Origin of the sequence: Bacillus sp. ABP14 (assembly GCF_001831375.1) — a bacterium.
In the GTDB taxonomy this organism is placed as follows: Bacteria; Bacillota; Bacilli; order Bacillales; family Bacillaceae_G; genus Bacillus_A; species Bacillus_A paranthracis.
This window is the reverse complement of the sequence record NZ_CP017016.1, coordinates 2,970,443-2,984,557: the sequence shown is the minus strand read 5'-3', so window position 1 is coordinate 2,984,557 and position 14,115 is coordinate 2,970,443. Positions and strand designations below refer to the sequence as shown.

At 36.9% G+C, this 14,115-nt stretch carries 10 protein-coding genes; 9 read left to right on the top strand and 1 reads right to left on the bottom strand.

Annotated elements, in window-relative coordinates; all coding sequences use genetic code 11:
- Positions 1–85 precede the first annotated feature (85 nt).
- On the top strand, positions 86–625 hold the full coding sequence (locus BGI23_RS15425) for a hypothetical protein (protein WP_001100681.1): 540 nt from the start codon (positions 86–88) through the stop codon (positions 623–625).
- A gap of 237 nt (positions 626–862) precedes the next feature.
- Here the strand turns inward: BGI23_RS15425 and BGI23_RS15420 are convergent, their stop codons facing one another.
- Positions 863–1,465 carry a hypothetical protein gene (locus BGI23_RS15420; RefSeq protein WP_070806481.1) on the bottom strand — a complete coding sequence of 201 codons (603 nt, stop codon included), beginning with the start codon at positions 1,463–1,465 and terminating at the stop codon, positions 863–865.
- Between the two features lie 445 nt (positions 1,466–1,910).
- On the opposite strand from BGI23_RS15420, the gene BGI23_RS15415 reads away from it, so the two are divergent.
- The 8 genes from BGI23_RS15415 (at position 1,911) to BGI23_RS15380 (ending at position 13,955) form a co-directional block, all read left to right on the top strand.
- Complete coding sequence (locus tag BGI23_RS15415; protein WP_070806480.1) at positions 1,911–3,389, top strand: DHA2 family efflux MFS transporter permease subunit; 1,479 nt, start codon at positions 1,911–1,913, stop codon at positions 3,387–3,389.
- A 567-nt stretch (positions 3,390–3,956) separates the two neighbouring features.
- A complete protein-coding gene (gene cypD, locus BGI23_RS15410; RefSeq protein WP_070806479.1) occupies positions 3,957–7,154 on the top strand; it encodes a bifunctional P-450/NADPH--P450 reductase in 3,198 nt (1,065 codons plus the stop codon).
- Positions 7,155–7,432: 278 nt separating this feature from the next.
- Complete coding sequence (locus BGI23_RS15405) at positions 7,433–7,852, top strand: MarR family winged helix-turn-helix transcriptional regulator (protein WP_070806478.1); 420 nt, start codon at positions 7,433–7,435, stop codon at positions 7,850–7,852.
- A gap of 185 nt (positions 7,853–8,037) precedes the next feature.
- Positions 8,038–8,415 carry a DoxX family protein gene (locus tag BGI23_RS15400; protein WP_070806477.1) on the top strand — a complete coding sequence of 126 codons (378 nt, stop codon included), beginning with the start codon at positions 8,038–8,040 and terminating at the stop codon, positions 8,413–8,415.
- A 180-nt stretch (positions 8,416–8,595) separates the two neighbouring features.
- Entirely contained in the window at positions 8,596–8,901 is a 306-nt protein-coding gene (locus tag BGI23_RS15395) for a monooxygenase (RefSeq protein WP_061402481.1), read from the top strand.
- A gap of 696 nt (positions 8,902–9,597) precedes the next feature.
- A complete protein-coding gene (locus tag BGI23_RS15390; RefSeq protein ID WP_070806476.1) occupies positions 9,598–11,673 on the top strand; it encodes a serine hydrolase domain-containing protein in 2,076 nt (691 codons plus the stop codon).
- A 415-nt stretch (positions 11,674–12,088) separates the two neighbouring features.
- Positions 12,089–13,375, top strand: a complete 1,287-nt coding sequence (locus BGI23_RS15385; RefSeq protein WP_070806475.1) for an APC family permease — start codon at positions 12,089–12,091, stop codon at positions 13,373–13,375.
- Positions 13,359–13,955: a bifunctional transcriptional activator/DNA repair enzyme AdaA gene (locus tag BGI23_RS15380; protein WP_000654824.1), complete on the top strand. Its 597-nt coding sequence runs from the start codon at positions 13,359–13,361 to the stop codon at positions 13,953–13,955. The genes BGI23_RS15385 and BGI23_RS15380 overlap by 17 nt, the downstream gene beginning before the upstream one ends.
- Positions 13,956–14,115: the final 160 nt, after the last annotated feature.

Genomic DNA, 14,115 nt, shown 5'->3' with positions numbered 1-14,115 from the left:
GGCAATAAAGTTACTCCACTAAAGGGCCATATTGTGGTACTGTTAAGGAAAAGCGAGTAATTGCGTTGTACAAGGGGGTGTTGGGGTGAATGTAATTGCATGGTTGATCGTTGCTTGTGAAATAGGGTTTTGGGTTGTTATAACTTTAGGTCTGCTCACACGATATATCCTTAAGAAAAATAAATTAGGATTGTTTTTCCTAGCTTTAACACCTGTTATTGATTTAATTTTATTAGTTGTTACGGGTGTCGACTTGTATCGTGGTGCGACTGCTACCCAAGTGCATGCAATAGCTGCTATTTATATTGGAATCTCAATCGCATTCGGTAGGAGTATGATTGAGTGGGCTGATATACGCTTTCAATATTATGTGATGAAACAAGGAGCGAAACCAGTTAAAAGATTTGGCATGGATTATGCGAAACACTACTTTAAAAGCTGGGGACAACATGTGCTTGCTTTTCTAATAGGTGCCGGAATTTTATTTGTCTTAATCTATTTAATTAACGATTCTTCTCGAACAGAAGTGTTGGCTGGCTTTCTAAAAGTATGGACACTTGTGTTAGGTATCGATCTTTTGATTGCCATAAGCAATTTTATTTGGCCGAAAAGGAAAAAAGGGTAACAATTTAATAATATCGCAATTGGGCGCGATTGTTGAGCAAACACAGGTAGAAAAATGATTAAACTTTTTTATGAAAAATTATTCACTAGCAACAAAAAAACCAAGCATTTTGACTGAGATTTTTCAAAATATTTGGTTTTTTTATATTGAAAAATCAATTTTGTAGCATGCTTTTGATCAAACTTTATTACAAATCAACAGCATTCATGGCAAGTTTATGGGTTAATAATTAATCCACTAAAAAAAGAACTTCCCCATACCCATTAGACTACTAAGCATTCCAATTCCATTCATAGTGCCTTTTCCTACTGTAAGTAAGTTTCCAAGCATTCCTGGCTGGCCGTAACCTCCGTTATTCCCCCATCCCATGGGACTTATCTGTCCTCCCCATCCTGGAGAGTTTCCGAAAATACCCCAGTTATTGTTACTGAATTTAAAAGCTTTAGCTGGCGGTGATAGTAAAGCGGCAAGATGTCCTTGTGCAAACATCCCTGTATGATTGAATGGTTGGGCCCAGGGGATGGGAGGTTTTTGATAATTAAAACCTGCATGGCTTGGTAATGGAGTCCAATTAGCAGGATGTCCTTGGGGCATCATCCCTGCATAATGGATTGGCTGACCAAAAGAGAAGGGAGGAGGCTCGGGAGTGAAAGTCGTATAATTGGCTGGTGAATCCGAACCAATTGGATAGAAGCGACAACTCCAATCCTCACAAATCTTCAAACCACTCATTTCGTCAGTTTTATTTATTTGGGGCTGTGAATATAATGATGACATTGAATTTTGGTTATTATATTGTTCCTCGTTTCCCTTTGAATTCACATACCAATATTGGTGCATAAGCTTATTCCCCTTACTTTAAAAATGTAATGTTAGACTTAGCCTATGTAATATTCCTTTTTATGGATGGTTACATAACTAGATTTCCAAGCCTGTATTTAAAGGAATGGGTGTGTGGTCTTCTTGATTTATCTCGCCATTTGTTGTGGGCTACCTGCAAAAGTCCGATTGGTTCAACTAATAATCAGTGGGGGTATAGTTTCACTTTATTTTAGAAGGGTATTTTCAGTCACTTCTTTTGTTTATTGTAGCCTAATGTAATTTCGGTTAACAAACGTGTTTACATATTCATTCAAAATTTTAAGCTGGGTAAGTAGAATTGCTAAAAAGAGAATATCCATTCGAAGAGTTTGGCAAAATACTGCAAGGGTAATAAATTCTCGTGCAAATATGCAAACGAGTTAAATTAATCAATGGAATTGATAATGAAGGGGCAAATCAATCTATGAGTGAAACGTTACATAAAAGAAAACCACCATATGTAATGCTTGTAATCCTTTTTATTGGGGCATTTGTTTCATTTCTAAATAACTCGCTTTTAAATGTAGCCTTGCCATCAATAATGAAGGATTTAGACATTGAAGATTATTCAACGATCCAGTGGCTTTCTACAGGATATATGCTTGTAAGTGGTATATTAATTCCCGCATCAGCATTTTTAATAACACGCTTCTCCAATAGGAGCTTATTTATTACATCTATGATGATTTTTACTCTTGGTACGGCCTTAGCGGCTGTAGCACCGAACTTCGGTTTATTACTGACTGGCCGAATGGTTCAAGCAGCAGGTTCTTCAGTCATGGGGCCTTTGTTAATGAATATTATGCTAGTAAGCTTTCCGAGAGAAAAAAGGGGAACAGCAATGGGGATTTTTGGACTAGTTATGATTACAGCCCCAGCTATTGGACCGACATTATCAGGTTATATTGTAGAGTATTATGACTGGCGTTTGCTTTTTGAAATGATTTTACCGTTAGCAATTATTAGCTTACTGTTAGGGGTTTGGAAATCGGAGAACGTCATGAGACAAAATAAAAATGCAAAACTTGATTATCTTTCATTACTATTATCTTCTGTCGGTTTTGGCGGTTTGTTATATGGATTCAGTTCTGCAAGCTCCGATGGTTGGACGAATAAAGTTGTCGTAACAACCTTAATCATAGGCGCTATTGCCCTTATTGCTTTCATTATCCGTCAATTAAAAATGAATGAACCGTTATTGGATTTACGTGTTTATAAGTATCCAATGTTTGCACTTGCGTCTGTAATTGCGATTGTCAACGCAGTGGCCATGTTTTCGGGTATGATTTTAACACCAGCTTATGTACAAAACGTTCGCGGTATTTCACCGCTGAGCTCTGGGCTGATGATGCTTCCAGGTGCCGTAATAATGGGGATTATGTCACCAATTACAGGTAAACTATTTGATAAATATGGCCCTCGTATTCTTGGTATAGTAGGACTTTCCATTACAGCCGTTTCAACTTATATGCTAGCAAACCTACAACTCGACTCTAGTCACACACATATTATTCTTATTTACACACTGCGGATGTTTGGGATGGCGATGGTGATGATGCCGCTTATGACAAATGGCCTTAATCAATTGCCAACTCGCTTAAATCCGCACGGTACAGCTGTTAATAATACAGCTCAACAAGTATCCGGTTCAATTGGTACTGCTATTCTTGTTACCATTATGAATTCTGTAACAAAAACAAAAGCTGAAAGTTTAATGGCTCATGTAGATCCAACAAACTTCACAGAAGCTACGAAGATAATGTTAACGCAGAAGGCTTTATTATCCGGAATTCAGCATTCATTCTATGTAGCACTTGGCATGAATGTCGTTGCGCTACTATTAGTTTTTTTCGTTAAACGTGTAGATACAAGCCCGGAAGCTGTTGAGAGGTTAAATCGATAGAGCAAAATAAAAATCAAGATGATGATTTCTACTAAAAGGGAAAAAGAGCTGAAAGAAAAAGTGAAATAATTACACAGAATGAAAAAGGATTTGATATGAATATCAAATCCTTTTTCATTAGCAACAGAGTATACTTGCTTATCGTATTTGTTTGAATTGACATGAGAAACCACTGGTTTTCCTAATACTACAACCTTTAGCTCTCAATTTCTAATAAACATTATAATAATACGCCTCATTGTAATATATTATTTTTTCTGCAAGGTATAGATCTAATGTCAATAGACGGTTTAGATTACCAACCTTATAAGTAATATCATAATCGTGAATAGTTAGGGAAAAGATAAAATAAGGTAATCAACTACATATCTTTATCCCAGGCGATTCATTGCTATGTTCTTATTATTGACTGGGATATTTTATCCCGCTATTTGCCGGGCAGTAAGACCCCCACCTCAAAATTCAGCGGAAGCAAAGAAGTTAGGTGGGGGAGCAACTGCTCGCCCAATTGGTGAGGGCTGATTAAAGTTTCACTTTATTTCATGCTTTTTTGAAAGGGTGTTTGTAATGGATAAAAAAGTATCTGCCATTCCTCAGCCGAAAACATATGGACCGCTGGGGAATCTCCCATTAATCGATAAAGATAAACCGACTCTATCGTTTATTAAGCTGGCAGAAGAGTATGGTCCTATTTTTCAAATTCAAACTTTAAGTGATACCATCATTGTCGTTTCTGGACATGAACTGGTAGCGGAAGTTTGTGATGAAACAAGATTTGATAAAAGTATAGAGGGTGCTTTAGCAAAGGTTCGTGCCTTTGCTGGAGACGGATTATTTACAAGCGAGACTCACGAGCCTAACTGGAAAAAAGCTCATAATATTTTGATGCCTACATTCAGCCAACGGGCAATGAAAGATTATCATGCTATGATGGTCGATATTGCCGTGCAACTCGTTCAAAAATGGGCAAGACTGAATCCGAATGAAAATGTAGATGTCCCAGGGGATATGACTCGCCTTACTTTAGATACAATTGGTCTATGTGGTTTTAATTACCGATTTAATAGCTTTTATCGTGAGACCTCTCATCCTTTTATCACTAGCATGAGCCGTGCTCTAGATGAGGCGATGCACCAATTGCAGCGGCTGGATATAGAAGATAAACTCATGTGGAGAACGAAACGTCAATTTCAGCATGATATTCAATCTATGTTTTCTTTAGTAGATAATATTATTGCTGAACGTAAAAGTAGTGGGAATCAGGAAGAAAATGATTTACTTTCCCGTATGTTAAATGTGCAGGATCCGGAAACTGGTGAAAAATTAGATGATGAAAATATTCGTTTCCAAATTATTACCTTTTTAATAGCTGGGCATGAGACAACAAGTGGATTGTTATCTTTTGCAATCTATTTTTTATTAAAGAATCCAGATAAATTGAAAAAAGCCTATGAAGAAGTAGACCGGGTTTTAACAGATCCCACTCCAACATACCAACAAGTTATGAAACTAAAGTATATCCGGATGATTTTAAATGAATCGCTACGTCTATGGCCTACTGCTCCAGCATTTAGTCTCTATGCAAAAGAAGATACAGTGATTGGTGGGAAATATCCAATTAAAAAAGGAGAAGATCGTATTTCTGTCCTTATTCCACAGCTACATAGGGATAAAGATGCGTGGGGAGACAATGTGGAAGAATTCCAACCTGAACGATTTGAAGAGCTGGATAATGTTCCTCACCATGCTTATAAGCCATTTGGAAATGGCCAGAGAGCATGTATCGGTATGCAGTTTGCACTTCATGAAGCCACACTCGTAATGGGAATGCTTCTTCAACATTTTGAATTCATCGATTATGAAGACTATCAGCTGGACGTAAAACAAACATTAACGCTAAAGCCTGGTGATTTTAAAATTAGGATTGTACCTCGAAATCAAACTATTAGCCATACTACTGTTCTTGCGCCTACAGAGGAGAAACTGAAAAACCATGAAACCAAGCAGCAAGTTCAGAAGACTCCTTCCATTATTGGAGCCGATAATCTTTCACTTCTTGTTCTGTATGGTTCGGATACAGGGGTAGCAGAAGGTATTGCAAGAGAACTAGCAGATACAGCTAGTTTAGAAGGTGTTCAAACGGAAGTGGCAGCTCTTAACGATCGAATTGGAAGTTTGCCGAAAGAAGGAGCGGTTCTTATTGTAACTTCTTCTTATAATGGAAAACCGCCAAGTAATGCAGGACAGTTTGTGCAATGGTTGGAGGAATTAAAACCAGATGAGCTAAAAGGTGTTCAATACGCAGTTTTTGGTTGTGGAGATCATAATTGGGCTAGTACTTATCAGCGAATTCCAAGATACATTGATGAGCAAATGGCTCAAAAAGGAGCAACAAGATTTTCTAAACGCGGAGAAGCAGATGCAAGTGGTGATTTCGAGGAACAGCTCGAGCAATGGAAACAAAGTATGTGGTCTGATGCGATGAAGGCATTTGGATTGGAACTTAACAAAAACATGGAGAAAGAACGCAGTACTTTGAGCCTGCAATTTGTCAGCCGTCTTGGAGGATCTCCTCTTGCGCGAACATATGAAGCAGTTTATGCATCTATATTAGAAAATCGTGAACTTCAATCATCTAGCAGTGAAAGAAGCACGCGACATATTGAAATATCATTGCCAGAAGGTGCTACATATAAAGAAGGAGACCACCTTGGGGTACTACCAATTAATAGTGAGAAAAATGTCAACCGAATTTTAAAACGCTTTGGATTAAACGGGAAGGATCAAGTCATATTAAGCGCAAGTGGGCGCAGTGTAAATCACATACCTTTAGACAGTCCTGTTCGTTTATTTGACCTTCTTAGTTATAGTGTCGAAGTGCAAGAAGCAGCCACTCGAGCACAAATACGAGAAATGGTGACATTCACAGTATGCCCTCCTCATAAAAAGGAATTGGAATCATTATTGGAAGAGGGAGTTTATCAAGAACAAATATTAAAGAAACGTATTTCAATGTTAGATCTTCTTGAAAAGTATGAGGCTTGTGAAATCCGATTTGAACGCTTTTTAGAACTTCTTCCGGCGCTCAAACCGCGTTACTATTCTATCTCAAGTTCTCCACTCGTTGCCCAGGATCGTCTAAGCATTACGGTTGGTGTCGTAAATGCGCCTGCATGGAGTGGGGAAGGGACATATGAAGGAGTCGCTTCTAATTATTTAGCTCAGCGTCATAATAAAGATGAGATTATCTGTTTCATTCGAACGCCACAATCAAACTTTCAATTACCTGAAAATCCAGAAACACCAATTATCATGGTTGGACCAGGCACTGGAATTGCACCATTCCGTGGATTCTTACAAGCGCGTCGCGTTCAAAAGCAAAAAGGTATGAACTTAGGAGAAGCGCATCTATACTTTGGTTGTCGTCATCCTGAAAAGGATTATCTCTATCGTACAGAACTAGAAAATGATGAAAGAGAGGGATTAATCTCTTTACACACAGCTTTCTCTCGCTTAGAGGGACATCCTAAAACATATGTACAGCATATAATAAAAGAAGATAGAATCCATTTAATTTCGTTATTAGATAATGGGGCTCATCTTTATATATGTGGTGATGGAAGTAAAATGGCTCCTGACGTAGAAGATACCCTTTGTGAAGCCTATCAAGAAATTCATGAAGTTAGTGAACAAGAAGCAAGGAATTGGTTAGATCGTTTGCAAGAGGAAGGACGATATGGAAAAGATGTTTGGGCTGGTATATGAATGTTTCTTAATTAAATAAGTAATATGTAACGAATGAACTTCTTTCGAATAAGTGAATAACTCATTTATAACAATCCCGTGTTTTCATTGAATGCGGGATTTTGTTATTTTTAGTAAGTTGGACTGATACTGTAGATAAATAGGTAATTCATTTGACAATTAAAATGACCTACTATAATTATATGCTATAGCATATAATTAATGAAATAAGCAAATTTACCGTGAATAATTGACTGGTATGCTATACTCTTTTATATATTAATTTATAGAGGTGATATATGAACTTACATGATTTAATAGGCTATCTTGTTCATCGTACTGATGTGAAAATGACGAATTATTTTACGAAGAAATTAAAGCCTTTTGGAGTTACGCCAGAGCAGTGGGGGATTATTAGTGTTCTTTGTAGCCAAAGAGCCACTACTCAAAAAGAGTTAGCAGAAGCGATTGATAAAGATCAAACTACTGTCGTAAGAATGATACAGTCAATGGAGAGAAAAGGGATTGTAAAGAAGGATTTGAATGAGCAAGATCGACGTTCACATAACCTGTTTTTAACTGAAAAAGGCGACGAGTTAAAGAAAATAATTTTGCCTGTCGTGACAGACGCTCACCATTTCGTTACGAGTAATTTGAGCGAAGAAGAGATTAAAGTATTACAATCATTATTAAACAAATTGTATGATACACGCTATTAATACTTGTTCCTTATTGATGCTATTCATAAGGAACAAACTTTGTTTTATGTATTATACATGCTATAGCATGTAATTTGTTTTAAGAAATGGTGGAGATAGCTTTATTTTGTAGAATATTTGATTCAGAATCACGTTTTTTCCTAGTATCAGTCAAATTTTCGTACTGTATATGCTATAGCATGTAAATGTATCAAATAAATAAGGAAGATGTGATTGCTATTTTAATATTAATCAATGTAGTAAAAGTTGTATTGTTTCTGTTTTTTTTAATGACAGGAACGAAAATTATATCTGGGAAAATGGCAGATGAGTTTAAGCGATTTGGTTTACCTTCGTTTTTTAATTTCTTAACCGGAGCTTTTGAGATTGTAGGAGCGATTGGAATGTTAATAGGAATTTGGATTCCAACAGTAGCTTTATTAGCAGGATTGTTGTTAGGTGGTACGATGCTTGCAGCTGCATTAACTCTTATTGTATTAGCGAGAGATCCTTTTAAGAAAGCAATGCCTGCGCTTGTTTTGTTTGTTCTTAGTTTAGGGATAAGTTTGTATCATATTTTTTAAACATAACCTAAAGCAGTTAAACTGTATGCGTTTAAGTTGCTATCATTTTGTAATTATTTTATAAAAGGGGTTTTGAAAATGTAGGTGAAATTTCAAATGAGTGCAGGAATAATAGCAGCACTCATTTAAGATATTATCTGCATTCGAATTGAAAAATATTGAAAATAGGAGTGAGCAAAGATGGCATATTTATTACAAGTTGATTTTCCGTTTGAAGGTCCTTTTGGTGAAGAAATGGAAAAAGGATTTTGGGATTTAGCAAAAAGTATTAACGAAGAAGAAGGATTCCACTGGAAAATATGGACAGAGAATGAAGAAACAAAAGAAGCTGGAGGCATTTATGTATTTGAAGAAAAACAAGATGCTGAAAAATATGCTGAAATGCACAAGGACAGACTTGAAGCAGCTGGTGTAAAAGATATTAGAGTGAAAATTTTTAACATCAATGAAAAGTTAACGGAACTGAATCGTGGGTATACGAAATAATTTTGAAAGTCGGAGCAAGCGTAAAAGGAGGGGGATAATCCCCTTCCTTTTTTATTTTTAAATTGATGGTGAGGGGACTCTTACAAAAAAATTCTTTGCAAAATTTGTGAAATAAAAGGAGAGATAAAGGTATTTTAACCTTATCTCTCTTTTTCTATATTCATTTATTTTCAGGTAAGGAGTGGATTAGTTATTACTAGTTATAAGAACGTGAAGAAGTGTTGATGCCGTCTGGAACTGTTGTAAAGATTGAGGGGAGAATCCAAGGAAATAGCAGAGATGTGTATGATGATTTGGCGCAGGGTTATGAATCCATCTTCTATGAAATCGTGGGATTATATAAGCATTTATTATCCTGGAGATTTTAAAATAAAACCTACCTAATTATAGAAGTGATTTGAACGTAAGGAAATTGTAAGAAATGCATAAGAAAAAAGAAATTTTTATTGTGTAGGATACAAATATAGAGAAGCACAAAAGAGGGAGGATAAATAGGATTTATTTATACGAAAACCAAACTAGTAATAAGCGCATTCTAAATAAAAAATCATTTATGGTACTAACGTACATGTGAAAAAGAGAGGTTTTACCGTTTGTTACGACAGTATGGATAAAACCAGAATAGTAGTTTATGTGATGTTTGTAATTGAACAAATAAAAGATGAAATTGATCATTTATCTAAGGAGGCATTTTTTATGGAAAATAAATTATCTGGGGTGTTAGCCGCTACTTTGGCTCTAACGATGAGCCTACCAACAGGAGCAATAGCGTCTTCTAGCAGTAAGACTCCGGTTGTATCTAGCCAAGAAGTTGCTAGCAAAGATTTGGAGAAGATTGCTGCAGAGAATGCTGCACTGCTCACGAAGTCCTATGAGACGACTAGCGTACAGTATGCGCTGATTGATAATGGTAAACTTATTTTGTCGGGGCAGACAGGTAAGAACGACATAGAAGGGAAAGAACCACTAACTAAAGATACTCTATACGGAATTGGTTCAACCAGTAAGGTATATACGGCTGCGGCTGTTATGAAACTAGTAGACGAAGGAAAAGTTGATTTGGATGCTCCTGTTGCCCGCTATATTCCTGATTTCAAAATGAAAGATAAACGATATAAGCATATTACACCGCGTATGCTGTTGAATCACTCCTCGGGTTTGCAAGGTTCGACGTTCAATAATTCATTTTTATTTAAAGATAATGATACTTATGCCCATGATATCTTGTTGCAACAATTGTCCAACCAAAACTTGAAGGCAGACCCTGGCGCGTTCTCAGTATACTGTAATGACGGTTTTACGCTGGCTGAGATCTTGGTAGAAAGAGTCAGCGGTATGAGTTTTACTGAATTTCTACATCAAAAGTTTACAGAGCCATTAAAACTGAATCATACGATAACATCGCAAGACAAATGGGAAGACAAAAAGCGGGCTGGACAGTATTCTCCGTCATACCAGGGACAGCTTCCAAGTGAAATGGTAAATCTGATTGGTACGGGAGGAATCTCCTCTACTGCAGAAGATGTGGTGCGATTCTCACAAATATTTATGGGACAGGGAAAAGAAATTCTCTCTAATAAAGCAGTCAAGGCGATGGAACAAGAAGAATATAAAAAAGGAATGTGGCCGGGAGATAGCGGAAATATGTTCAACTATGGTCTTGGCTGGGATAGTGTGAAACTATACCCATTCAGTGAATATGGGATAAAAGCGTTGACTAAGGGTGGGGATACGATACTGCAACATGCTACATTGGTCGTGCTTCCAGAACAGAAGATGGCAGCAGCTGTATTGTCCTCCGGCGGCAGCAGCATGACAAATCAACTGTTGGCAAACAAATTACTGCTAGCTAGGCTGAAAGAGAAAGGAACAATTAAGGATATAAAACCAGATAAATCCTTCGGCAAGCCCGTCAAGGCTACAGTGCCCCAAGACGTGGTAAAAAAAGCAGGATTTTATGGAAATAGCTTCAGCAATTTCAAAATAGAAATTACGAAGAAGGGAGAACTGTTTTTACCAACTAAACCGGAAGAAAAATATGTATATACGGCGGATGGAAGCTTTATAAATGAGAAGGGTACTTCCAAGCTTAACTTTGTCACTGAGAAGAATGGAAAAGTTTATTTGAGAGAGAGCACATATGAATTATCACCGGGATTGGGGCAAAATGTGCTGACTCACTATTTAGCCCAGAAATTAGAAAACAATGTGTTACCGAAGAAAACAGCTGCTACATGGGCGAAGCGTGAGGGTGGCAAGTTCTACCTCGTTAACGAAAAATTTAATTCTATGAATTATCTAGGACAACTAATACCTCTTAACACACAAATTACAACCAAGGATGGGTATTGGGACGGCAAAAAAATTACAGGTCCGAATACGGCGACGCATCAAATTCAGATTCCTGTGATGAATGGGCGGGATACGAAGGAAGCTCATTTTTATACAGAGGATGGTACTGAATATATGGAGATGGCCAGCTTTTTATACGTCAGTGAATCTAACGTAAAATCCCTTGATACAGGTCAATTATCGAAAGTTACGCTGCAAAAAAATGGGCATGCGAAATGGTTTACGATTCCGCAAGAGGCAGCAGGAAAAACGATGGCTGTGGAGTTGCCATCAGGAAGTTCATTCGCGGTGTATGATGAGAATGGAGTATGCGTCAATTTTACTGTTGTTAGTGACAATAACAAAGTGAAACTACCAGAGAACGGAACGGTTGTATTTGCTGGCGCACCGAACTCAGAATTTACAGTCGCATTGAACTAGTTACAACTCGGGGTAGACTTTAATAAAACAGTATCACTTGGAAAAGATATTTTATTTGTATCTTAAGTATTCCCTTAAATGCTATTACACTTAAATTCTTAGTTTAATAGCAATGGGATCCCGCCCACGTTTTAACGAAAATATACGCTAAGCAAATCCCAACATAAAGCGAGCTGAATTTTCTACTCTTAAGAAAAATTTCGGTTCGTTTTATGGTTTCATGACAAGTTGTTTACTGAACAATAAAGTTCTTTATTGGAACAGGCTACTTTCTTCAACAATCGGGCCAGATTGTTGAAGAAGAAATATAATAAAAATGCTTTTGATTGTTTTATTAAACGAATTAAACCGCAAAAAACAAGAAGAATTCCCCACCCTTTACTAGTACACTAAATCCTATAAAAGGAGGGAGATCATGAAAAATAAAGCCATTGGATTATTTCAAGGAATTGCGTTATACATTTCAGCTATTTTAGGATCAGGTGTCCTATTTTTATCAGGGGTAACGGCCTCAATAGCGGGCCCTGCATCTATTGTATCCTGGTTTATCGTTATTATAATTAGTTTTCCGCTTGCTTATTCCTTTGCTAGTTTGGCACGGATATTTCCTGATTCCGGTGGAGCAGCAACCTTTGTTAGAAATTCTTTTGGGCATCATCTTGGCAATATCGTTGGGTGGTTTTACTTTGTAACAGCAGCAGTTGGTCAAACGATTGTATCTTTAACTGGTGCTTTTTACGTCAGTCAGGCATTTGGATTTTCGCATTTTGAAACAATTTTAATTGCCGTCTTTATTTTGGTAATTGCAGGTGTTTCCAATTATTACGGCGTAAATGTTAGTGGTAAAGTTGCATTGATTTTAAGTTCTTTATTACTGATTCTTTTAGCGTCAGCTGTATTTGTGGCGTTTCCAAGAATACAATGGGGAAATTTTAATCCCTTTGTTCCAAATGGATGGTTTTCTGTCGGGAACGCTATAACGGTTATCTTTTGGTCATTTTTCGGTTGGGAGGCGATTTGTAATCTGGCTGAGCACTTTAAAAGGCCAGAAAAAGATATTGTCAAAGGAGCAGTTATTAGTGCAGTTGTCATTGGATTATTATTTTTAGCGCTAAGCCTTGTCACTATTGGAACGGCCACGTATGGCAGTCAAGAAAGCAACCTGTCTCCTATTGGTGTTATAATGGGAGATACAGTAGGCGGAGGTGCCAAAGTCGTTACAGCTGTTTTAGCTTTAATTATTTGTACAGGGACAGCGAATGCTTTTGTAGCCAGCCTAACGCAATTAGGATATTCATTAAGCAGAGATGGTGCTTTCCCCAAATTTTTCTCAAGGCTGCATGCAACTACTCAAATTCCAAGACAGATGGTATTGTTTGTTATCTGTTTTTCGGTAGCAGGTGTGTTAGTGACAAAAGCTTTGTCACTAACGTTTGATGATATTTTGTTTATACCGACTTCTCTTGGGATTCTAGTTTATGTTCTTTCAATGGCAGCAGGCGTTAAATTATTTAGGAAGAACACACCGGCATGGTGGGCATCGTTAATCTCTTTCATTTTATGTTTGCTGGTGATTCCATTTTTTCAATTGTATATATTTGTTCCGTTAATTGTCGTGGCTATATATACGATTTATATGATTTTGAGTAATAAGATTTTCGCCTACAAGGGAGGATTAAAATCTAATGAAGGATCAAAATAACCTTTCCAGAGATACCATGTGGAAAGCAACAGTAACATGTGATTCAGCGTATGACGGGATATTCTTTTACGCAGTCAAGACAACTAGAATTTTCTGTCGGCCTTCTTGCAAGTCTAAGGTTCCTAATTATGAAAATGTATCCTTTTTTTCAAATGCGCAAGAAGCTCAAAGGGCAGGCTATCGCCCATGCAAAAGATGCCGATCAGATCTAAATATAAAAATATACGATCCGTTCGAATGCGTTTTGGAAGATACTATGCGATTGATAAAAAATAATTATGTTCAAAACATGTCTTTAAATGAAATTGCATCAAGGGTAGGAGTTAGTCGTTTTCATTTAAATCGGATTTTCAAAGAAAGAACAGGGTATACTCCTCGAATATATTTAGAAAGGATCAGAGTTAAGAAAGCAAAGGAACTTCTCTTGACAACGGTCTTTAATAGTACAGAGATTGGTTATCAAACAGGCTATCAAAGTGTATCTAGCTTTTATAATGCATTTAAAAGAAATACAGGATTTTCACCGAGTCAATTCCGTGCTTTTCATAGTGGAAATACCGTAAACCAAGAACTTGACTGAATTCACGTTCTTTAACAAAAGATAGCATGAATTAACAAGAGTGATTTGTACTCATCGTATTTTTCGATAAATCATTACTGATTGATTAAAAGTAAACAATTTTGTATTGAACAATAATAAGCCATTTTTCTCTGTTATAGAATTGTAAGTTTTTTAATTC